The 23,389-nt window shown below is 56.2% G+C and carries 17 protein-coding genes; 6 read left to right on the top strand and 11 right to left on the bottom strand.

Annotated features, from left to right (window positions below; genetic code table 11):
• Nucleotide 1: 1 nt before the first annotated feature.
• The 11 genes from Q1W15_RS16855 to Q1W15_RS16805 form a co-directional block, all read right to left on the bottom strand.
• A complete protein-coding gene (locus tag Q1W15_RS16855; protein ID WP_300730357.1) occupies nt 2-2,689 on the bottom strand; it encodes a type VI secretion system Vgr family protein in 2,688 nt (895 codons plus the stop codon).
• Nucleotides 2,686-4,707 carry a DUF2235 domain-containing protein gene (locus tag Q1W15_RS16850; RefSeq protein WP_300730355.1) on the bottom strand — a complete coding sequence of 674 codons (2,022 nt, stop codon included), beginning with the start codon at nt 4,705-4,707 and terminating at the stop codon, nt 2,686-2,688. The genes Q1W15_RS16855 and Q1W15_RS16850 overlap by 4 nt, the downstream gene beginning before the upstream one ends.
• Before the next feature lie 610 nt (nt 4,708-5,317).
• Nucleotides 5,318-5,779, bottom strand: a complete 462-nt coding sequence (locus tag Q1W15_RS16845) for a hypothetical protein (RefSeq protein ID WP_300730353.1) — start codon at nt 5,777-5,779, stop codon at nt 5,318-5,320.
• A 22-nt stretch (nt 5,780-5,801) separates the two neighbouring features.
• A complete protein-coding gene (tssH, locus tag Q1W15_RS16840) occupies nt 5,802-8,450 on the bottom strand; it encodes a type VI secretion system ATPase TssH (protein WP_300730351.1) in 2,649 nt (882 codons plus the stop codon).
• Between the two features lie 52 nt (nt 8,451-8,502).
• A complete protein-coding gene (tssG, locus tag Q1W15_RS16835) occupies nt 8,503-9,585 on the bottom strand; it encodes a type VI secretion system baseplate subunit TssG (protein ID WP_300730349.1) in 1,083 nt (360 codons plus the stop codon).
• A complete protein-coding gene (tssF, locus tag Q1W15_RS16830) occupies nt 9,549-11,381 on the bottom strand; it encodes a type VI secretion system baseplate subunit TssF (RefSeq protein WP_300730347.1) in 1,833 nt (610 codons plus the stop codon). Before tssF ends, tssG begins: the two co-directional genes overlap by 37 nt.
• Nucleotides 11,382-11,870, bottom strand: coding sequence for a type VI secretion system baseplate subunit TssE (tssE, locus tag Q1W15_RS16825; RefSeq protein WP_300730345.1), 489 nt, complete (start codon nt 11,868-11,870; stop codon nt 11,382-11,384).
• 109 nt (nt 11,871-11,979) lie between these two features.
• On the bottom strand, nt 11,980-12,483 hold the full coding sequence (locus Q1W15_RS16820) for a type VI secretion system tube protein Hcp (protein WP_300730343.1): 504 nt from the start codon (nt 12,481-12,483) through the stop codon (nt 11,980-11,982).
• A gap of 38 nt (nt 12,484-12,521) precedes the next feature.
• Entirely contained in the window at nt 12,522-14,012 is a 1,491-nt protein-coding gene (gene tssC, locus Q1W15_RS16815; RefSeq protein ID WP_300730341.1) for a type VI secretion system contractile sheath large subunit, read from the bottom strand.
• Nucleotides 14,009-14,512 (bottom strand): type VI secretion system contractile sheath small subunit, encoded by a 504-nt coding sequence (gene tssB / locus Q1W15_RS16810; RefSeq protein ID WP_300730339.1) that lies wholly within the window; start codon nt 14,510-14,512, stop codon nt 14,009-14,011. The genes tssC and tssB overlap by 4 nt, the downstream gene beginning before the upstream one ends.
• Before the next feature lie 43 nt (nt 14,513-14,555).
• Nucleotides 14,556-15,104, bottom strand: coding sequence for a hypothetical protein (locus tag Q1W15_RS16805; protein ID WP_300730338.1), 549 nt, complete (start codon nt 15,102-15,104; stop codon nt 14,556-14,558).
• A 442-nt stretch (nt 15,105-15,546) separates the two neighbouring features.
• Between Q1W15_RS16805 and tssJ the strand changes: the two genes are divergently transcribed.
• From tssJ to Q1W15_RS16775, 6 genes are read left to right on the top strand one after another with little or no spacing between them, the layout of a single operon-like run.
• On the top strand, nt 15,547-16,137 hold the full coding sequence (tssJ, locus tag Q1W15_RS16800) for a type VI secretion system lipoprotein TssJ (RefSeq protein ID WP_300730336.1): 591 nt from the start codon (nt 15,547-15,549) through the stop codon (nt 16,135-16,137).
• Between the two features lie 43 nt (nt 16,138-16,180).
• Nucleotides 16,181-17,527 carry a type VI secretion system baseplate subunit TssK gene (gene tssK / locus Q1W15_RS16795; RefSeq protein ID WP_300730334.1) on the top strand — a complete coding sequence of 449 codons (1,347 nt, stop codon included), beginning with the start codon at nt 16,181-16,183 and terminating at the stop codon, nt 17,525-17,527.
• The gene (gene icmH, locus Q1W15_RS16790) at nt 17,524-18,294 is read left to right on the top strand and encodes a type IVB secretion system protein IcmH/DotU (protein ID WP_300730332.1); all 771 of its coding nucleotides are present in this window, start codon (nt 17,524-17,526) and stop codon (nt 18,292-18,294) included. The genes tssK and icmH overlap by 4 nt, the downstream gene beginning before the upstream one ends.
• A gap of 11 nt (nt 18,295-18,305) precedes the next feature.
• Nucleotides 18,306-20,990 carry a type VI secretion system Vgr family protein gene (locus Q1W15_RS16785; protein WP_300730330.1) on the top strand — a complete coding sequence of 895 codons (2,685 nt, stop codon included), beginning with the start codon at nt 18,306-18,308 and terminating at the stop codon, nt 20,988-20,990.
• 22 nt (nt 20,991-21,012) lie between these two features.
• Nucleotides 21,013-22,203: a hypothetical protein gene (locus Q1W15_RS16780; protein WP_300730329.1), complete on the top strand. Its 1,191-nt coding sequence runs from the start codon at nt 21,013-21,015 to the stop codon at nt 22,201-22,203.
• Between the two features lie 2 nt (nt 22,204-22,205).
• Complete coding sequence (locus Q1W15_RS16775; RefSeq protein ID WP_300730327.1) at nt 22,206-23,384, top strand: hypothetical protein; 1,179 nt, start codon at nt 22,206-22,208, stop codon at nt 23,382-23,384.
• The last annotated feature ends 5 nt before the right edge of the window (nt 23,385-23,389 follow it).

The following is a 23,389-nucleotide window of genomic DNA, read 5'->3' as shown; positions in this document are numbered from 1 at the left end:
ATCACCCCTCCACCGAGACCAGTGCATCGTTACTAACGTTGGCGGCGGCCATTTTAAAGTCGCACAGTTTCAGTTCGCCTTTACCCATGACAGGCTTAACCCCCACATCGCTTTGGGGCCCGGTCAATTTGTGCTGCTGCGCCTTGAACGTCACCGCCCCCGGCGCATTGATCTCAATATCGCCCCCTGCCAGCCGAATGGCCGCCCCCTGCACGTTCAACAACACATGTTGCTTACCCTGTACGTGGGCATTGCCTTGGGTACTGACCATGCGGATGTTCTGTTGTGCGGCAACGCTGATTTTGTCGCTCTGCGCCTGAACGCTGACTGCTCCCGTGGCAGCGTGCAGGGCGATGCCGGTGTTCGCGATGGGGCGGCTGTCGTCCCCTGCGCCACGGGTAAACAGCACCAAGCCTTGCGCCGCGAGAAAGGCCGTATGGCCTTGTGCAGTGAGGTTGATGTCCGCACCGGCATTGAGTAAACACTGGGTTCCGGCTGCCCAGATCTGATGTTCGGGGCTCAGGCTGAGTACGCCAGCGTGGCCATACAGCGCGAGCAGCGGCTTACTCCACGCCGCTACTTGCCCTTCGCCACCACCGATGCCCATGCCTGAGGCGGCTCCCTGTTGTGTCGCCTTCAGACTTTCCTGGCTGTTCCGCAGGGCTTCGCTGGTGGGGAGTGGTTTCTTATCGCTGGTGAGTCCAGCGTTCTGCTGCTTAGCGTTATCGGCCAGTTGGTCCACTTGGCTTTGGGCTTTTTCCAGTTCAGTTAGTAGACCCTTGGCCTGCATCTGCTGGTCGCCCGGTTCGGTGGTCAGCAAGAGCCCGGTCCCGGCGCGTAACGCGCCTTGGGCCTGGGTGTGCAGCTCGACGCCATAGCCTCGATCCGCCAGGCGTTTGTTGTCTTGGTTCTGCTTGAGGTGGCCCAACGTCAGGCCGCTGTCGTGGTCGGTGGTGTAAAGCTGCACGCGGCTCTGCCCTGGGGTGTCATCGAACTGCAACTGTCGATAGCCACCGCTGCCGCTCGCGCTGGAGGACAGGTCTTGGGTCTTCCAGCCGCTGAGTACGCCGGCGTGCTGGTTACCGGGGAACCACGCCGGTGCATTGCCGGTGCTGCCAGATGGGCCGCCCGCGATTTGGTTGTGTGCCGCTTCGGTCTGGCCGCGTCCGTTGTACAACGAGCCGATGACGACGGGCCGGTCGATGTGCCCTTCGAGGAATTCCACCAGTACTTCCTGACCAACACGCGGCACCCAGGCGCTGCCCCAATTACCGCCGGCCTGGGTCGCGGCCACGCGCACCCACGTACCCACACTGGCATCGGCGGGGGCATTGTCGGTATCGCGAGGATGGGGGCAGTGGCTGGCCGAGCGGGTGCCACGCTGCCAGTGAAATTGCACTTTGATACGTTGGTCGCGATCCGTCAGCACCGGGCCACCGTCACCGATCACAATGGCGCTCTGTACACCATGAACGGTTGGAACGGGGTGCAAGCGCCGGCCATGGCCGTCATGCGTGTGCGGACAATAGGGCTGACTGGCCGGGATCAGGGTGAAGTGGTTCTGGTACATCGCCTCCGGCTGATCGGGCACAGGCCCCAGCCCTGCCAGTACTGCCGCTTGCAACTGAGCGTCGAGGTTATTGCGAGCCTGGTGACGAACACGGATGCAGAGCATCGCTTCATCTGCCTGAACGCTGTCATGCTCACTCAAACAAATAGAGGAGCCCGCGGCCAAGCGCCGCCACGTTCCCAAGCCGTGGACTTGGCGGCGCTCCACCTGTTGGGCATTCAGGTGCTGACGGGCGCGCTGTTCACCTTGGGCGGAGTCCGTCCAGGCATACGGGCCGACCGTGTCGTGGTCCACACATCCACGGATGCCAGTGTTGCCCTGCGCGTGGCCCGACAACATCGAATGGCTGCGGTAGTCCCAGCTTTGGCGCTGGACCTGTCCGCCCCTCCAGCGTTGCACATGAGCCCACTGCTGAACGCTGTCCTCAGTCTCGGTGATGTCACTGCGGTGAAAACGCAGAGTGACCGGCGCATTCGGTGCCAGTTTGGTGTTGCTGTCGGTGAGTACCAAGGTATGGCTGCCCAGGCTCGCTGCTTGCTCATCGCCCTGGTGCTCAAAGTGATAGGCAATGCCCTCCTCCGCCAGCAGCCGCTGCACAAACGCCAGGTCGGTTTCCTGGTATTGGGTCGTCAGGCTGCGCTTGCGGTACACGCTTGGATCATTCAAAGCCCAGCGCCATTGCGGTTGCAGCACGCCTTTGCGGTAGAACCCGAAAATTTGCTCACACACTTCCATCACAGTCAGGTCGTGAAAGGCGTAGCTGTCTTGCCGATATTGCAACACGCTCAACCAGGGCTCGATCTGCAACTGATAGCGGGCCAACCCGCCGTTGCTGCCGACACGCGTGCATTGGCTGACATGCCCGTGGAACGGCCGCAAGTCCGTGCGCGAGTCAGCACACTGCATCTGCACGAGCACCGGTGCGCCGACCAGTTGTTCAATGGGTAAACGCCCGTCTGCGGACAAAGCACTGAGTTGCAAGCAATAGCCGCATTGGTCCAAGGCCTCCCAGCCGTCGAGGTATTCGGCGACCAGGGCGTCTGCCCCAAAGGGGGTATGCAGCTGTAAGAGGCGCTGCTGTTGACTGAGTGCGCTAGAGATTGAACGGAGTATGTTCATTGGCTAAAAAACCTCTCGTACACCAACTCCAGTCGATCCAATACACTTCGGGCGGGTTTAGTAGAGAGCTTTTGAATCAGGCGCTTATTCATGTAGTGCTTTGAATACACCAGGTTTCCAAAAGTTGCCTCGATATCAGATTCGGCCATGCTGTCATGAACATCGTTGATGAAGTGCGGGTACAACGCATCAATCTCTGGAATTCGGCCGCCAGGGTTATTCCACAACCAATACAACGCCTGGCCTTGCGGATCGGTTACAAAAACATCGGGCGTCACTTCGCCGTTTATTTGTCGCATGGCTTGTTCATTATTGAACTGGGGGGTGGAGCGCGCGTTGCGTTGCAAATATGCCAGTTCGTCGACCAACTTTTGATAACGGCCGTAGGCTTTAGGATCAAGCGGCACACCCAGCCCCCAGCCCATCGTCTTTCGCCCGGCACGCTCCTCGTTCTGGTCGTACCACATACGTAGCCAGTGGATAAAAATTACAGTATGACCGCTTAATTCTTCTTCAATGTTTTTCGGCAGCAGGGTGACTGATTGCGGAACGTAGGGGGCCACGCACGGCGAGGGTGAAATTTTAACTTTAATTATATCAGGCTTAAAACGTTCTACTGGACGCCCTAATTCGAGCACCAACGATGGGATGTCGCGGGTGATCGTCACTAGTTTTTTAACGGCGTTGCGATAATTGCGCTGAAATATGGTGATCTCGGGATTGATGACAAAGGTACTGTGAAGTCGTGCGTCAATTTCCTCCAACGCCTTCAAACTTGGCATTGGAATTCCCGCCCCATAGGCATGGTGATACATCATATGCAATGGATACCGCGACAGCTGGTCTGATACGCCATCTTCACCGTCCACCGCCCCACCGCCAACATCCATTTGCGAGCCCGGGAACAGGCGCTCCTGGCGTGGCCCACGATAATCCTCGGGGTCGGCGCCGATCATACTCAGTGGTTTATAGAAACGCAGTTCATGAGCAGCTGCGTAATGCACACACCGTTCAATCTGCGGCGACACCACTAGCTCCGAGGACACGTTGTTGCTCAACGGCATAAACCCCGTGAGAAAGTTGTCGTCATAGCGGTTGGTGACGCAATCAAACAAGCCCATAAATTTGATGTGTACTGGGACACCCTCATACAACCCACCGGGCGCTATCTCATCCAACAGCCGATTGGCGAAGGCCAGAGCCATACCGCCGCCCATGTCGTAGCCAAAGATCGAGACTTGAATCTTGTTAATCGGCAAGCGTTCCTTGGCATTCAAGATCGCCATTTGGAAGTCCCGCTGAGCCGCATTCAATCGGGAGTCGACCCCCGTGTTGAACAATGCGGCGACCATCGACGCATCACGTAGTAATCCCCAAGACTCGGCAACATAACCCGCCGTTACCTTGACACCCGCCTGCGCCATCATATTGCCTGCTCGCCAGGGATGACGGGTCACTTCACCCCAGTAAGCACGCCACTCGTGGCGCAGATTACGTTCGATTCGCGTCCACTGCTTACGGGGCTTTATAGCCAGGCGCTTTACCTGCCGGCCCATTCTGCCGACCGATTCCTTGCTCTCGTCCCACACTTCGCCGGCGGTCCAAATGGCGCGCCGAGGCAAACTTGTATTGCGGATGCCTTTACTTCTACTCCATGCGTCACTCACCGTTTCGACGGCCGTTTCTTTGCCTTTTTCCTCAGCCGCCTCTTGTATTTTATCGGCCGCATCTCTTCGTGCTCTATCAGCCAAAGCTGCGGCTAACACCTCGGTTTCGGGGTCGAATTCAGTACCGAGGCCAGGATAATAAAACGACCGCATCCCTTTATTTCTTAAATCGTAGGCTGCACGATACAATTTAAATATATTTGAGCGAGGACCAACCGTGTCGGAAAACCCAAATCCATCAAAATAAAAGCTCACCCACACTACTTGCTGGCAAACTGGACAGTCCTGTTCAGACTCCGCTTTAACACGATCTAAAACACTACCCTTGACGTTCATTTCTTGATCAATCATTGCAACTTCACCCCAGCTGGCAAAAACTCTGGCGCGCCCATATTATCGATCCACTGAAGCTTGGCGGTGCCATCAGTCATGAGGTACACACGAAAATATCGCGACGTTAAAGACTCCGGCTGCGGAATCGTTACCTGTGTAGAAAATTCTTTTCTAAGGACGCCCGCCTCAAGTTCTTTCAGGCTTCGTGCAAGACTCCAAGTCAAGCTGACCTGCTTCCCAGGAGTAATACGACATCCACAGGTAAACTTAGAGCCCCCCCATACACTTGGTCAAGCTCTCGGCGAGATGGATTGCCATGACACCCGGAATTGCTTTCACCATCAAGCCAAAATTCGTGAACTTGTCGTTCGAACTGGTTATAGCCCGTAATGCAGACGCTTCTAGAGTTAAAATATGGCTTATCTTCGCACCCAAATAAAACCCCTCCACATAGAATAATCAGCAAAAATCTAACTATAACGCGAGCCATAGCAACTCCACCTAGCTAATCCAGAACACATCCTATAAAGCCTCACTGCCGGCACCAAACCTCAGGCCGGCCAAAATTATTATAAGCAACACTACTCTCACACTAACCAACTGCGCATGCTATTATTTTTATCACTTATTACAGCCCACCCTCAAACGGCGACAACTCTGGTGCCCCCATGCTATCCACCCATTGAAGTTTGGCAGTACCATCTTTCATGAAATAGGCACGAAAATATCGTGAAGTTGAAGACTCAGGCTGCGGAATTACTACCCGAACCTCTTTCTGCACTTCTGGCACACTTTCGGCATATTCAGTTTTATTTTGAGCAAACACCCAATACAAACTAACTTCCTTCCCAGGAGTAACACGACACCCACAATTAAACCCTCCCCCTCCCCCATAAACCTGATCAACATCTCGTCCCGGCGGATTCCCCCAACACCCTGCCTTACTTTCATTATCCAACCAAAACATATGTATTTTTCGATCATTTTGATTGTAACCACTAATACACACCGTCTTAGCGGACGGTGCAAAAATGTCTCCGCACCCAGAAAGCAGAATTACGCCCAACGCAATTGCCCAAATCCTATTCACAGGTCATCCTTTCCAAGGGGGTTCACTTGATCTGGTAGGTAAAGCCGCGCTTATTGGCACCGACTTTGATTCGTGACAAGCCTTGCCCATCGGCCATTCGTGCCAGCACGGTGTCGGCGATTTCCGGAAGCAGGCTGCCATTGATGATCTGGTCAACCGCACGGGCACCAATGTCGACTTCAGTGCAGCGCGCCAACAGTGACTCGACTAGCGCATCGTCATAATGGAACTCGGCCTGGTGATTGGCTTCGACACGGCGGCCTACTCGCTCCAGCTTCAAACGGATGATCGCTGCCAGTGAGTCATCGTTGATCGGGTAATAAGGCACCACGTCCATACGGCCGAGAAAGGCGGGCTTGAAGGTCTTGTACAGCGTGGGGCGAATTAACTCCGACAGCTGTTTGACGCCCGGCAATTCATCAGGTGTTTTGTTGAGGCAGGCCTGCATGATCAGCGACGAGGCGGTGTTGCTGGTCAGGATGATCAGCGTGTTACGAAAGTCGATCTCACGCCCTTCGGCATCGTCCAATACACCTTTGTCAAAGACTTGGTAGAACAGTTCGAGCACGTCCGGGTGGGCCTTTTCCACTTCATCGAGCAGCACCACGCTGTATGGATTTCGCCGCACGGCTTCGGTTAACTGTCCACCTTCGCCGTATCCCACATAGCCGGGCGGCGAGCCTTTGAGCCCAGAAACACTGTGCGCTTCCTGGTATTCACTCATGTTGAACGTGATCAGCTTGCGCTCACCCCCGTATAACGCATCGGCGAGGGCCAAGGCGGTTTCGGTTTTGCCAACACCGGAAGGCCCGACGAATAGAAACACGCCCTTGGGTTTATCAGGGTCTTCCAGATAAGCACGGGCGGTACGCACCCGCTGGGCTATAGCGGCCAAGGCGTGGGGCTGACCTATTACGCGGGTTTCCAGCACGTCACCCAAGGTTCGCACCGTGCGAATTTCGTCCTTGACCATCTTGCCCAACGGAATGCCAGTCCAGGCGCAAATCACCTGAGCGATAACATTGGCGTCCACCTGCAACGGCAGCAAGGGGCGCTCGCCTTGTACGGTGGCCAGGGCTGCAAGGGCTTGGTCCAACTCTACGCGCAGCGGTGATACGGCAGCCTTTTTTCGCCCAGTAGTCGGCGACGTTCCTCTCTCCAACTCGGCCCGCAGTTGCGTAATATGTTCGACCAGTGCCGTTTCTTTCTGCCACAGCGCGTTGGCGTCATCCAACTGCTGGTTCAGCGCCACGGACTGGGCTTGCAGGCCCGCCAATCGCTTGTCGTGCTGGGTACCACTGGCGTGCTCGCGATTTAATGCTTGCTGTTGAACATCGAGTTGTTCGAGTTGCTTTTGCAGATCCGTGATCACCGCAGGCCGCATACCTTGGCTCAAGGCCACCCTTGAACACGCCGTGTCCAGCACGCTGACGGCCTTGTCCGGCAATTGCCGGGCACTGATGTAGCGATGCGACAAGCGCACCGCCTCGGTGACCGCTTCATCCAGCACGCGCACAGTGAAGTGTTGCTCCATCAACGGCACCAATGCTCGCAACATCGCCGCTGCAACAGGCTCTGAGGGCTCATCGACTTTGACCATCTGGAAGCGACGGGTCAGTGCCGCGTCCTTTTCAAAGTACTTCTTGTACTCAGACCATGTGGTGGCCGCCAGGGTACGCAACTCACCGCGCGCCAGTGCCGGCTTAAGCAGGTTGGCGGCATCGTTTTGACCCGCCGTGCCCCCTGCGCCGATCAACGTGTGGGCTTCATCAATAAACAGGATGATGGGCACCGGGTGTTGTTTGACTTCCTCAATCACGTTTTTCAAGCGCAATTCGAACTCGCCTTTGACACTGGCACCGGCCTGTAACAGACCCATGTCCAAGGCCAATAACTCGACGCCCACCAGAGCCTTGGGTACCTCGCCCGCGACGATTGCCTGGGCCAGCCCCTCCGCCACGGCGGTTTTACCGACGCCCGCTTCACCGGTAAGAATGGGGTTGTTCTGCCGACGCCGCATCAGGATGTCGATGACCTGGCGAATCTCTGTTTCGCGGCCGATAACCGGGTCCAAATGCCCATCGCGAGCGCGCTGAGTCAGGCTGGTGGTGAACTGGTCGAGCGCCGGGGTTTTAACCCGTACAGCACTGCTCTCACTGCTCTCGGTCGAGGTTACGCTATCGCCGGTAGCATTCTGCTTTTGGGAGCCTTCGGCGAACCGCTCAAAATGCACCTTGATATCATCCGGCGACAACTGTGCCAGGACGGTCGAGATGCGTGTGGCCCTTTGCGCCAAGGCTGGCTGTGTCAGCAGTGCCAGCAGTAAATGACCGCTGCGAATCGCGCCGTCCTGCGCCTCAAGAGAGGCGATCAGCCAGGCGCTTTCGAGCCATACCGGCAGTTGCGTCGAGAATACCGGCGTGCGGGTATTGCCGTCGCGTAACGTGTTGAGTTCCTGGCTAAGCTCCGATTCCAGTTTCTCCAGGCTCAAGCCGCTGCGTTTTACGATGACCGACACATCACTGTGATGCTGCTCCAACAACGCCAACAACAGATGCTCAACCTCCACCTCAAAATGCCCACGCGCGCGGCAGCGGTTGGCAGCCTGCTCTGCCGCCTGACGACAGGTGGCATTAAGTTTGGCGATCAGTGTTTTCAGTGAAGAGCTCATCGTGTGTCCTTGATAATTAGCATGGGTATGCCGCCAGCGTCGATCCACGTGTTCATTGCAATGGAGTGATCGGGTAACGGGCATCAGTACGGTCCTTGTGTTGCGCCTGGGTGACCAGAAATGCATCCCGGCCCAAGCGTCTGCTGCCCGACGGTGACAAGCTCAGCCCGCGCACCTGATCAGCTCGCAAGACCAGGCACACCTCAAACTCCAGGCCACTGCCGGCCATCAAGGTCAGCCATGTTGCCAATGCCTTGGCCGCGCTCGCACCCGGCAAGAAATCATCAAACGTTTCGCGTAACAGTGGGCCTATCCACAAGCGCAACCGTAGATCGCGCTGCCACACACGCCCACCGACCAAGGCATTACGTCCCAGCGACAAGCCGGGCGCGCCGAGGTGGGAGCGTTGCGTCGCGGGGACTGAGTGCCAACCGCCAACGAACTGCTCAAGTCGTACAGCCACCTGGAAATATTCGCTGAGCACACGTTGTAAATACGCTGCTGATAGCGGCCGATGACCGATAGCACCGCTGTAAAACGCGAGGGCCTGGTCGGAAACTGCCCCCGGGGCGGAACCGTTAGATAGGCCGCGCTGTGTCTGCCCAGACAACGCTTGGGTCAATGGCAGAAAACGGCCTTGGCGATCCAACTCATACTGCAAGGCGAGGCGATACTTCTTCCAGGCGTTGCAGAACAACGCGGTCGCGCGGTTGCTGAAAATATCCAGGAAAGCGCGTGCCGCCCGGTCGCGATGGACCACTTCGCGCTCTCCCAGGCGCTCGGTGTAGGACAGCGGTAACGCCCCCTGCACGCCCAACAGGCCAAAAAACGCCGGCGTCAGCGACACAGAATGCAGATGCCCTTGAAAATGGGCCTGCCACCGTTCAATACGCTCCAGCCCCTGTTCAGGGAGCTTCGCCAACACCTCCATCCGCTCAATTTCACTGGCAGGAAAGCCCAGGGTAAGGGTGTTGTGGAACTGCAGTCGTTTGCCCACCACATCGCCGGGGCGGTCGCCCTGGTCGACAAACAGATGCTCCAGCACCCGGACCGCCTGAAAAAACTCATAGCGATAAGGTTGCTCGACCATCCGGGCAATCACACCAGTATCGAGTCGCCGCTTCGGGGCTGGCATCGAAGGACCTCCTCACCGCTGTGTTTGGATATCAGCACCAACTGCGTAAAGCTGTTGGCGTGGACGTAGAGTCCGAAGAAGTGGTCCAGCACCTGGGCAAAGATGTGCAGACCGATGCCGACAAAGCTTTCTTCATCAATCACCAGCCGTATTTCAGTGCCGCGTGCCACGCTGGCGAAATACTTGCCAGGCAGCCACGCCGTCACAGGACGATGGCTCAGCGCGTGGATGCCTTCGATTTGCCGAGCGGTGGTGGCAGAACGTTGCAAGTCGTAGAGTTTGAACATTTCGCGCAACGCCCCAGCGCCACCCTCGACCAACGACAAGTGGTTGAGCGACAAATGGGAAATCAACCGCCATTGCGCACCGCGATCGCAGGCGAACCGCACGGCGGCCGTCGGTTTTCGCAGCAGCGAAATACGCTGCGCCAGGGAGCCGCCGGGCATTCGCAAGTCACCACTCGGCACACCGTAGGCCAACTGCTCGGGGAGGTTGCGATTGCTGCAGGTAAGCTCCAGGCTTAAGGACGAGTTACCTGGAGTGATAGGGTCCATGTCGGGATCGACAATGGTCAGTTGCAGCTCATGGCCTGGGCTTTTACGCGCCAACTCCTCATCCCTGTGCGCCACCCAGTACAGGCCGTTGCGTTCCAAGCATTCGCCGTGGTGCAAGGAATAAAACGGGCGGATCTCACTTAGGGTCTCGCCCCCGGCCGTTTCGAGGGTGCGGGTAACCGACTCGATGGCATGCACCTCAAACGCCGATGCGGCTTGTTGGTCGCCGACCACGTTGTAAGACACCGCCTGGTGTGACACTAAAATCGGCCGTGCGCTCTGTCGGAACAGATTCACCACTGGCGTGCAGTGCAAGCGCACATTGGCTGCGGAAACCCCTTCCAGCAAGCGTGAAGCCGTGGATCCGGGGAGTACATCACTGAGTAACAAATGCAGTGTGAAGCGACGGCCTTGGGTGCCGCGTACATCGCAGTCAAAAAAACCGAACTTTTCTGGAAACGCGAAAAACTCTGTGAGCAAGCGGTAGGCTGGATGGGCCCGTGCAGGCCAATCAATCAACGCTTCATCTTCGGCAAACCCGACACTTTTCATTGGCGAGGCGGCGCGTGCCTGCCATTGCCCACTGTCGTTCGATTCGAGATAAGCCTTCACGACATTCAGCGCCAGCACATCACGCAGCACCGCGCAGAACGACGGCTCCCCGTCGATAAACAAGCGAACATGATCCAACCCCAGCTCTTCCAAGGAGCGATGAGTGGACAGGAGCTCAAAGGTGATCGACAACTGCGCGCTGGCCTGGAGGGGCAACTGCACCGCGCGCGGGGCTTGGACCAGTGGGCTAAAACGCGCCGAGGCAATACGCAGCGGCGCTAGGGTCACGTCGTACACCGTGCGAAAGCGGCATTCCACGTCCTGCACAGGGCGCGACAACAGTTCAGTGCCGCGCGGCAAGGTCACGCATTCAGACAGTTTTCCGGCACCATCACCGAGATCGAACGCCGTTATTGAACACGCCGGAAAAGGCCGTAAATAATGCGGGTACAGCACTTGCAGCAGGGCTTCAGTAAATTCGGGGTAATCGTCTTCGATTTTTTTCGAGATGCGTGCGCCCATCAGCGCAAACGACTGAATCATGCGCTCGACATGCGGATCTTCACTGACATCACCGGCCAGCAGCAGCCGCCCGGCAATTTTGGGGTAACGCTCGGAAAACTGGCGCGAGTAACTGCGCAAAAAAGCCAGCTCTCGCTCGTAAAACGGCAGCAGATCATCCATGGGCATTTATTCACTCACCGCCATTCGCCGGGTCTTACTGACGCGATACTGCAACGTGCTGGGCTGCAACAGCGCGTCGAAACTTACCGGTTCGCGGGCTGGATGAACAATCAACATGGCGCTGATCGAGAATCGCAAGCCACCCGAAGAGCGTCGGTGCTCATCCAGGGACACCCGGATATCCTTCAGGCGGGTCTCGTGCAGGGAGATGGTTTTTTCCAACGCCTTGCAAATAAACGCGCGATCCACGGAACTGGCCAGACTACGACTGGAAACATCGCGTAATCCGTAGGTCATCAATGACTTCTGACAATGGGGGAAGTCGTTTAACGTCTCCTCCGACATGACCAGCCGACTGTTGAGCAACGCCTCAACGTCCAACGCAACGGACTCTTTGAACTGGTCCAGGGTGTGCCGGGCGAATTTGCCTTGGGCGGCACTGTGCGGTGCCTCATCAAAGAGTTTTTCCAGCAGGCTGGGTTCGTATCCTTTCACGCAGAAGTCGTCCTTTGGTCCAAGCAATAGTTGCCCAGAGCCATGTTGAAAGCATTGAAGTAACCCGTTCGAGGCCATGACCACGCCATGGCCCTATTTGACGCGTCAATCAGACCGTGAACGATTTGTCGTTCTTGGTCAGGCTCCATGCGCCTTGGGTGTTGCCTTGTTGGCCACCACCACTGGCTTTCTGGGTGTAGCGCCATTGCACGGCGGCATACTTCAAAGTGAAAGTCTCCATCGGCTCCTGACCCGCCATAACTTTCGGCGCGATACTGGCCACCACGGCGTTTTTCAGGTCGATTGCCAGGTACTTCACGCGATTGCCCTCACCGTCACGCTTAAAGAATTCGATAGTGATTTCTTTGAAGGTGGTGCCGCTGGATGCGGCTTCATACAGCTGTGGGCTGGTGACATCCATGGTCTTGGTGAAGGCCATCGCATCATGCTCACAGCGCTCGGCCGTATTGCCACCTGTCGACGAGGCCGTCGACGATTTGGGCTGGCGAATTTCATGCACCCAAGAGTCGATTTCCAACCAATCTGCGTGGTCCTTATCAAGCGACTCACCCTTCACATCTGGCGATCCGATTTTGAGGTAGATGTCTTTCATTACTTCGTCCTTTTCCTAGGGTGGGTACAACGATGAAGCTATGCCTTCACGCCGGCTGGCAATTCCGCGACCAGGCGCAAGGAAACCGACAGTTCGTCAAGTTGGTAATGGGGGCGTAAAAACGCCACCGCCCTGAACACACCGGGGCGACCGGGCACCTCGGAGACCTGGATAGAGGCTTCACGCAACGGAAACTGGGCTTTGGCCTCTTGGCTCGCGTTGTCGTTGAGCAGCACGTATTGGCTGATCCAGGTATTGAGGAAAGTCGATACGCTGGACACCGAGGCAAAGCTGCCGACCTTGTCGCGCATCATGGACTTGAGGTAGTGCGCGATCCGCGACACTGCGAATATGTACTGCAACTGCGAAGACAGCAGCGCGTTTGCATTGGCCGAATCGGTGTTGTACTTGCGCGGTTTTTGCACTGACTGCGCACCAAAAAAGGCGGCGTAATCGGTGTTTTTGCAGTGCACCAGCGAAATGAAGCCCAGGTCGCTGAGCTCTTTCTCACGGCGATCGGTGATTGCCACTTCGGTCGGGCACTTAAGCGCCACTTCACCGTCATCGGTGTTGAAGGTATGGGTTGGTAGCCCTTCCACCAGCCCACCGCCCTCAACGCCCCTGATAGCAGCACACCAACCGAAGTTTTCAAAGGCTTGCGTCAAACGCACGCCGTGGGCGTAAGCCGCGTTACACCACAGGTAGCGCGAGTGGTCACGACCATCTACATCTTCAACGAACGGAAAGCTGTCGATGCTGATGCCGTCAATCGGGTTGTAGGGCAGCCGACCCAGGAAGCGTGGCAACACCAAACCCACGTAACGTGCATCTTCAGAGTCGCGCAGCGACTTCCATTTGGCGTATTCAACCGTATCAAACACCTTGGCCATGTCGCGTGGGCGACCCAGATCGGCAAAGCTCTCCAGACCTAGTAATTGCGGTGCAGGGGCGGTGATAAAGGGCGCGTGGGCGGCGGCGGCGACGTGCGACATCTGCTCCAGAAAGTACAGGTCTTCAGGCTGTCGAGTGATCGCATAGTCACCGATCAACGCGCCAAAAGGCGCACCGCCGAAGGTGCCAAACTCTTCCTCGTAGATCTTCTTGAACAGCGAGCTCTGATCAAACTCCAGGGCTGCCTTGAAGTCACGCATCAGCTCTTTCTTCGACGCGTTGAAGACCTTGATTTTGATCATGGCCCCGGTGGTCGACTCAGTAACCAGGTGGTGCAAGCCACGCCAGCTGGATTCGAGTTGCTGGAATTCTGCGGCATGCATCACCAGCGAAAGCTGCTCCGAGAGCATCCGGTCCAGCTCGGCGATACGCGCATCAAGGCTACGAGCGAGGTTTTCCGAGACCACCACTGTTCCCTGCATCACCTCTGCGACCAACTCGGCGATGAGATCGCGAGCGCGCAGGTGTTCCGACTCGGATTTGGCGATCTTGCTTTGCTCAACCACCTGGTCAAGCAGACTTGCCCCATCATTTAGGGTGGCGGTACTCAGTGCACTAGGCGCTTTTGCGGTGTTCATACATCCCCCTGAGATTCGCGGCAAATTGTGGCCATCTGCTCGGTATTGGTCAGCACCTCGCTGAGCACGTCTTCAAGGGTCTCGTTGGTCGAGATTTTGTTGCGCATGTCCGCTAGTTTGCTTCGAGCCTCATGCAGTTTATTGAGTGCCGGCACCTGACGAATGAGCGCCTCTGGCCCAAAATCCTCCAGCGATTGGAAGTTCAAGGTCACGCCGAACTCCCCCTCCCCTGCCAGTGCATTGGCAACCCGATACGTGGCGCGAGGCATCATGGCGGCCATGACCTCGTCAAAATTGTCCCGATCCAGCGAGACAAATTTCCGATCCTTGGGACGTGCCAAGGGTGTTTCCGGATTCCCGGAAAAATCGCCCAAGACCCCAACCACGAAGGGCAGTTCTTTCTGCTCAATGGCGTCGCCGATCTCAACGTCATAGGTCAGCTGAATCCTTGGTGCCCGCACCTTTTGCAGGCGCTTTTGCACACTTTCCTTTTTTGCCATAGCCGGTCCCGCCTCAATCAAAGACTTACCTAAGGGTTCACACTCAATTCATGCCAGGCAGGCTAGAGAATGGATTGGAGCTCGACGCCGCCGGCGTCACTTTGACGGGAGTAACCATCGGCTTACGCGGCACGGCCCTGGCTTTGGGCAGCAAAGCCTTGGCACCCAGGGTTTCGCGCAACTTTGCCGCAAGCTTTCGAGCTTCTTGATGGACGGGACCATTGACGTCTTTCTCGTCGCGCAACCGCCCTAACGACTGCACGGCAACCCGCAAGCCAGACACCGTAAGAATGGCGTCGGCGCGCGTATTGACTGCATCGCGCTGCAGCACCTCCTGCGCAGCCAGGATAGCCGCACCATAATTCTCCGCCTCAAACTCCAATTCAGCCTGGCGCAACCATGGCTCTTTGCGGGTAGGCTCCATCGCGGCAGCCTCTGAGAGTAACTTTCTACCCGCCTCAAAGTTACGCGCTTGTATGCGTTCGTCAGCCTTAAACATCATATGTTCAAATGTGACAACAGCACTTTTTTCAGACTGTAATGCACAACCTGCAAGCATACAGAAACCCATCACAGCAAAAAGTAAACGCACAACTATCCCCCAAGACCAAAGTCGCCCTATGTAGAGTTATGTCAGATTCGTAGCGACCAGAGAACTCTTTACCGCCGCAACTAATAGATCGAACCGTACATCAATAAAAAAACGCCTGCAAACAATTTTTGAACGAATTTGTACGGAACTTATAACAAGCAGTAAATACCTACGAAGCAAATTAACTATTCCTACAAAACATAGAGAAACATGCCGATTGTAAAAATTAAAAGCACTGACAACCCCTTGCACCGCTTGACCAAACCCTTTAAAGACCCTCAAATTGGATGAAGCGAGTTTTCAATCACATCTCGTGCCAGTTGCGGGAGCAAGTGATTCATCAAACCGAGTAATTACAAGTGCTTTGCATCGTCAATACAGGCGAGCTTACTACTCAGATGAACACGTCATCTACTTTGATCCGCCCTAGAGTTATTTACTGATGCAACGACATACACGAAGCATAAGCCCGCTCTGTATCATCCTGGGGAGATACATAGAAAACGCCAAACTGGTACTTTTATTACTGACGCTTGCCCTGGCAGGGTGCTCAAGTAACGATCCCCAGGAAGACAAGAGCACCTTGATCCTGCTGCGCATTCATGCGGCGGCCAATTTAAATCAAGGCACGCATAAAAAGCCTCTGGCGCAGGTCATCAAGATTTACCACTTACGCGCCACAGAGCGCTTTGAACAGACACCGTTCGACAGCTTTCTGGACGATACCCAGGAGCAACGAGCATTGGGCTCAGACTTGGTCAATTCGAGGGAAATGCTCTTGATGCCCGAGCAGCATTACGAACTCAACGAAAAGCTGGAAAACGGGGCCGCCTATATCGGCATCGTGGCGTTTTTTCGGCAGCCGGCCGAGCGGCGTTGGCGCTTTGCGTACGACGCCAACGCGTCAGCCACAACGGGTATCACCCTGGGGGTGCATGCCTGCGCCCTGACCTCCACGCAGGGAGCACTGATCAACGCCACCGCAGGCACGACCGACACGCTGGCGACCGTCAAATGCCCGAGCTCACGATGAACGAACGCTTCCGATTAGCCGCACCTTACAAGGAGCCTCTCCATTGAGTCATACCGCCAAAATACTGTGGGGTGAGGGGCTGTTTCTACGCCCGCAACTTTTTCAGCAGCAAGACCGTTACCACGAATCAAGGCTGAGTCAGATGAGCCAGTTGCTGCAGCCTTATGCCTGGGGCATCCAACAGCTCAAGCTCGACAAAGTGAGCCTCGCACAGGGCACGCTGCGTGTGCTGGAAGTGTCCGCCGTATTTCCGGGCGGCGAACTGTATTGTGCCCCCGAAGGTGCGTCACTGCCACCGGCCATTGCACTGCAGGATTTACCGCTCAGCGTGTCCGAAATCACTAGCTACCTGGCCTTGCCACGACTGACCCCCTACGCTCGCAACCTGGCCACGGATGACTCAGCCACCAGTACCGGCCGCTATGCGCAGAGCAATGCTCAAACGCCAGATCTGTTCACCGAAGCGGAAGAAAGCGAAGTGGCATTCCTCGCCCCCGCTGTTCGCTTATTGACAGAAGACCAGGCGCACGACGCCTTTGAAGTCATTCCGATGGCGCGCTTGAGACGCAGCCGTACCGGTGGCTTTGAACTGGACGATCAGTACATGGCACCCTCCGTCAATCTGACCGCCATGCCCAACCTGCTGATCAAGCTACGACAGTTGCTGGAGGCCCTCGATGCCAAAGTCCAGGCCATGCAGGACAGCCACCGCGAGCCCGCTCAAAATGTTGTTGAGTTCCGCGCGGGGGACATCGCGTCATTTTGGTTGTTACACACCAGTAACACCGCATGCGCCAGCCTTTCACACCTTTTCCAGCACCCTGGGCTGCATCCCGAACGCGTTTACCAAGAGTTGCTGCGCTTGGCCGGTGCCCTGCTGACGTTTTCCAAGACTCATCGCCTGGCTGATCTACCGCCTTACGACCATAGCCACCCAGCTCCTGGCTTCAACACCCTGTTCAGCATCATCCACACGCTGGTGGACACGGTGATTTCCGCTCGCTACTTCAGCATCGCACTTGCCCAGGTGAAACCCGCCTACCACCAGGGACGCTTGGACAATGAGCGCATCGACGCCAACAGCACCCTCTACTTGGGTGTCAGTGCGCAAAAGTCCGGGGCAGAACTCGCCGAGATCGTGCCACGCACCGTAAAAATTGGCTCGCCGGACACGGTTGAAAAACTGGTTACCTCGTCCATGCCTGGTGTGACGTTGACCTACACCCCAGTGCCTCCGTCGGCGATCCCGGTGCGGCCTGGCATGCTGTACTTCGCCTTGGAACCACGCGGCGCGTTGTACGAACACATGCTCAAAGGCCAGACCGTCACGGTGTACATCCCTAACGGCCTCTGTGAATTGAAACTTGAATTGCTAGCCCTGATGCCATGACCCCTACCAGTGCCCCTCACCTGCCTGCTTCGGCCGAACCTGTCACTCGCATAGGCAACGCCCCACAAAGCCTGATCGACCTGATGTCCGATGGTTTCTATCTGCTGCTGTTGATTCAACGCCGCCAAGTACCGCAAGACCTGCAGGCATTCAGTGCTGAGGTGAAGCACTTCCTTGCCAAGATGGAAAACGCCGCCACAACGGTGGGTATCGCAAAAGAAGACGTCCATGGCGCCAAATACGCGTTCTGTGCAGCCATTGACGAGTTGATTCTTTGCACGACCGATTGCCCCTTCCGTGATCAGTGGGAGCTCAATCCGCTGCAGTTGGCGTTGTTCGGTGATCAGCTAGCGGGGGACAAGTTCTTCGTCTGTTTGGAAGAGTTGCGCAGTAAGGGCGCACTTCGTTTACAGGCGCTGGAGGTCTACCACGTGTGCCTGTTACTGGGCTTCCAGGGCAAATACCGCCTAGAAGGCTCAGAGCAACTGGGCTACATCACGGCACGCTTGGGCGATGAATTGGTATTTCTCAAAGGCAAACGCACCGCATTTGCCCCCCATTGGGCCTCACCCGACCGCATCACCCATCTTCTGCGCAGACAGGTGCCGTTATGGACACCGGCGGTCGTCCTGGGGGTGGTCGCAGTCATCAGTTTTAGCGCATTCAACCTGACGCTTTCCGCCGGCACACGTACGCAAATGGCCTTACTCGACAACGTGATTCAGCTTCCGACACGCACGGCCAGCCTGACCATTACCCTACCCTGAAGGAGCTACATATGCTCTCACCGGCAGACATGGACGCCACCGATTGGTCCTCGTTGCTCTCGCAGCACAACCGCCTGTTGCACCTGCAAACCGTGCTACCCGACGCCTTGGTAGTGGAATGCTGGGAAGGCAGCGAAGCGATCAATGAAGAACTGACCTTTACCCTCGACTGTATCAGCCCTTGCGCTCTATTGAACGTGACGGCCTTACCGGGCACAGCGATGCTCCTGCAACTGGCGCAGATCGATGGTCAGCCGCGCAGTTGGCAAGGCGTGGTCATCAACGCAGAACAGCTCGGCAGTGACGGCGGTATCGCACGCTACCGTCTGCGTGTCGGGAGTTGGCTGGGCCAGCTTAAACGACGCCGCAATACTGTGATCTTCCAGGATCTGGATGCGTTGGAGATTGTCACGCGCATTTTTGCCGACTATCCACAAGCCCAGTGGGACGCGCGCGTGACCCAACTATTGCCCAGACGTGCGCTATGCACGCAGTACCGCGAGACCGACTATGAATTCGTCTGCCGCCTGCTGTCCGAAGAGGGTTTGAGTTATTACTTTGAACACGAACCACGCTTGGACAATGCCCCTAAGCTGGTGATTGTCGACCGTGACTACCAATGGCCCGACGGTGGCGTGCAGATCTTTACCCGTGAAGACACAGCGCAAGCGGATGATGGTATCCGTCGGCTGGGCGAGCAACGCCGAATCACCTCTAATACTGCGACGGCCTGTGCTTGGAACGCCGAGCAACTACAGGGGTTGAGCGCCAGCGTCAAAAGCGCTAGCGCGCAAGGGCCTCTATTGCCCGAACTGGAAGTATTTGATGCAACCCCTGGCACCGGTTTCGCGACATCGGACCAAGCACGCCAGGCTGCCAGCCATCGTTTGAGCTCACATCGCCTGGACACCCATAGCTACCAGGGTGAAAGCGCTACGCGCTCGTTACATCCGGGTATTCGCTACACCTTGGATCAACACCCGGAACTGGGCCCAATTCCACTGGTCTGTCGACGAATCAGGCATGTGGCAACGAATAATCTCGGCCTGTCTTTCGCCACTCGGCTGGGGCAGCCCAGCGCTGAACACGGCACCTATGCCAATGACTTCCACGCCAATGCACCGAACGTCCCGCTCGTCCCGATCCGACTAGCGCGCCCGCAGGCTCCCGGCGTGCAAACCGCCACCGTGGTGGGGGCCGAGCAACACAGCATCACCAGCAACAGAGATCACCAGGTGCGCGTGCAATTTTTTTGGCAGCGAGGTGAACGCCCCTTAGCAGGCGGCTTGCAAGACGGCGCGCATGCCCCTGGCAACGAAACGTCAGGGGCATGGGTTCGCGTCGCTGAAGCGCTGGCCGGTGCGCACTTCGGCCAGAATTTCACGCCGCGCATCGGCAGTGAGGTGGTGATCAGCTACGCCCATGCCGACATTGACCAGCCTGTGGTCATCGCTCAGGTCTACAACGGCGAGGCCGTTACCCCGTTCAGTGCCGGTATTGATGCACCCGCTAACCATCCTGGCACGATCAGCGGGGTACAGACGTTTACCCTGGGCGGCCAATCCGCCAGCCATTGGCAATTGGATGACGCCCAAGGTCAATTGCGCCAACAACTCGCTAACCAAACAGCGCGCAGCGCGCTGACACTGGGGTATGCCATTGCCAGTGACGGCAAAAAACGCAGCGCGTATCAGGGGCTCGGATTCACCCAGACGACCGAAGGCTGGGGGCAAGTCCGAGCGGCTGAAGGGTTGCTCCTGTCCGCCAGCCTTCAAACGGGCGCACAGGCCACGCAGATGCAGATGAACGCGGCACTCGACCAACTCTACGGCGCCGTGGCCACCGCCGAACGGTTGAGCCAAGCCGCGCAACAGGCACAAGCAGGGCACATGGCCACCCACGCTGCGCAAGAAGAACTGGCCAATGCGCTGAACCCACGTAAAGACGCGCACTATCCCGATCAGGTCAATGGGCAAAGCGCCATTCAACCCGACACTGAACAAGCCGTGGAGCGCTTCAGCGCACCGCACATGGTGCTGGAGACGCCAGACCATCTGACGATTGCCACCCCAGCCAGCAGCCATGCGTATGCCGGGCAGCAAATACAACTGACCAGCCAACAGGACCTGCAGTTGACCGCCGCTCATACTCTAGCTGGGGTCAGCGGTGGCAACCTGCGGTGGTACACCGCCAAAGGCGGTGCCAAGGTGATCGCAGAAAAGGGAGCGGTAAGCCTGCAGGCACATACAGACCGTATGGAGTTGCTGGCCGATCAGGCCGCGACCTTTACCGCGACCGCCGGCAGGATCGACTTGATCGCCAAGACCAGAGTCGTCCTACAAGCCGGTTCGTCGAGTATTACCTTGCAAGGTGGCGACATTACGTTTGCCTGTCCGGGGCTATTTCGCGTCAAAGGCAGTGAGCATCCGCTGCTGGGGGGTGCCAAACACACGCTCAACCTCGACGTCATGTCACAGAGCCAAGGTGCCACCGAACTCGCTTTTATTCTGAAAGACGCTGCCGGTGTTCCCTTACCTGAAATCGATCAAATCCTTGATATCCGCGCAGGCGACCTTCGCAGTAGAGCGATCAGCGATGCGACGGCTCAAACCCGTCGACACTTTGCCGCTCAACCAGAGCCGGCCCAGCTGCATATGACCTACCCACAAATCAAGGTCGAAGGCGACTCTTTTTGAGCAGTAACCACGGAGATAGGTGATGAGCGCATCCAGGATTGTCGACACAGAAGAAGGTGTTACCTACGTTAAAGGTAGAGCCCTGAAACAGGCTCACACCCGCGCGGAACTCGGCGCGACCGAAGACGCTGTAGCGACTTGCTGCGATTTATGGTCTCTCGTTCAAGCGGAGAGCATCACATTGCTCGCGGAAAACAATGTCCTGATCCCCAAGGTTTTGAGGCGCGCCAAACGAACTGCTGGCAATTATGCGCAACTGTTTTTGGAGGATGAAGGCACTGAACACCAAGGCCGTTTCTATTGGGCCGGGCTGGCGGCGTTTGCTGCGAAGCAAGTGGTAGACGGTATTGAGTTTGCTGAAAGCAAATTTGATGAAGTGGTGGGGCAAGTCAGGCTCATGTCTCGTGTCACTTATTACTATCTATTAAAAGGTAATTTTTGGGTCTTTCTTGAAATCACTCCATGGATGCTCTATTGGCGAAAGTTTGGCAGTGACGTGTTCTTCCGCGATGTCGACTGCCGGGATGTAACCACCTACGACCCGGTGATCCTTGAAAAAATGAAGACAATGCCGTGGTCCATGGGGGAGAACACCGCCTTGCGCAATGACCTTGAAAGGAAAATGCGGGTGTTGGATATCCGGAAACTCAATTGGCAGATGAACCTGACTGACGGCAAAGGTGCGTTGGTGGAGATGAAGCAGTGCAAGGCGACGGAGGATTTGAAAAATGGGTTTCGCCAAATAGAAAAATATGAAATTTTAAAAAGCTCTGGCCTACAAAAACTTAAGGAGCGGGTAGCTTTCAAAAGCGCCGAGTTATTTCTGCAGCATGAGCAAAATCACCACTTACAAGCGATGGTTTACGACCATCCTGAATTCAAATTTGCCATCGACAACAACGATTTAGGAAGGCGTTTATGGAACATGCTCGGAGCCAAGGATCCTTCGCTGGTATTTAACGCTGCACCCTTGATTACCCGCGAAATTGAAGTGCGAGAACTGGAGCCTTCCGGCCTTACCGAAAAAGACGTCACTGTCACCATGGAACTGGAGCACGGCAAGCTCTACAAACCGGAGGACCGGATGACGTATGTAAAAGAGATCCTAGCCCAATACCATAAGTTAATGACGCAAGGCCGTGACTTTGAAGGCCAGTTTCGTCCGTACATGATTCAGCAAATGCAGGTAATTTCAGCCTGGAAGGAGTCCTGACCATGCGCCGCCGCACTGGCTTTTGGTTACTCGGGGGAGGCTTGCTAATCACTCTATTGATCCTGGTTCGAATTTTTATCGGCCATGCACCTTCAAATTACTCCACAACCATAAATCGGAGCCCATTAATGAACGTTCACGCACTTGAGTTCAACTTGGGCGAGAAAGGCGACACGGTCATTCAACACTCCAGCTTCTCTATCAAAAGCTCTGGTGTTAGCAGCGTACTTTTTTACACCGCTAGAAATGCTCAATTCCGTCTGAGCCATCCTCAATTTGGTCTACTCTTCCCCCCCGCTTCCTCAGTACTTTTTTATGACAATGCCCGCGACAATTACGGTATCGACGAAGTCAACATGCAGATCAAGTTGCCCAGCGCCCTGATCTTCAGAAGCCCTTTAGATCCCGAGATTGAAGCCTATGACCGGAAAGTCTATGGACTGGTATCAAACCTTCAAGCCAGTATTCAGGCAGCGGGTTGGAAGCGATTTATTTTGCAGAGCGATCCACGTTTAATAGGTCAGGCAAGCTTTAGTTTCCAAGATGGTTACTTACGGCAACCCAGCATTAACAACATGAAGCTTATCTCCCCTTTTCTAGCGGACGCTGACTACCGACTTACATGGAAGGACTGGCAAAACCTTAAGGAGGGTTTTATCTGGCAGTGGTACGCGGACAATATGCTGTTGGAATTCAGTTATACCCTCGGCAGCCGAACAACAGGATCTACCTTACTTGACAGCTTGGATATCATAATACGAACCTCCGCCAGCCTCAGCGGTGCCAGCCATCCCAACGAAGCTACCCGAGCCGAATATGCGGATTCACTGATGGGTGCCTTGCTATACCGCTTTGAACTTGAGGAGCAGGCACGAACCATTGGCTTACCAATCCTGGACAGTTACCAAGACCCCACCATGGTCAGCGGCGTCCCTGTACCGAGCATGGATAGCGTTGCAAAAGCCGCCGCGTTACAAAAATCTCAACCCGCACCTCACGAACCTGTCTTACGCAAGGCTGCCGGCGAACTCTGCCCGAAATCCGGTTGGTGGTTCACCCCCGCCCAACTCAACTCCCGCCGCTATGTTCAACAAGGTGTCACCTTTCCGGCAATAGAGGGCAGCGACTACGGCACAACCTTCTGGCAATGGAGCCCGGATCAATCTGGACCCACGCTGTAGTCGCC

This window comes from Pseudomonas sp. (genome assembly GCF_030150285.1).
In the GTDB taxonomy this organism is placed as follows: domain Bacteria; phylum Pseudomonadota; class Gammaproteobacteria; order Pseudomonadales; family Pseudomonadaceae; genus Aquipseudomonas.
The sequence above is the reverse complement of the archived record's forward strand: the minus strand, read 5'-3'. Positions and strand labels throughout refer to the sequence as shown.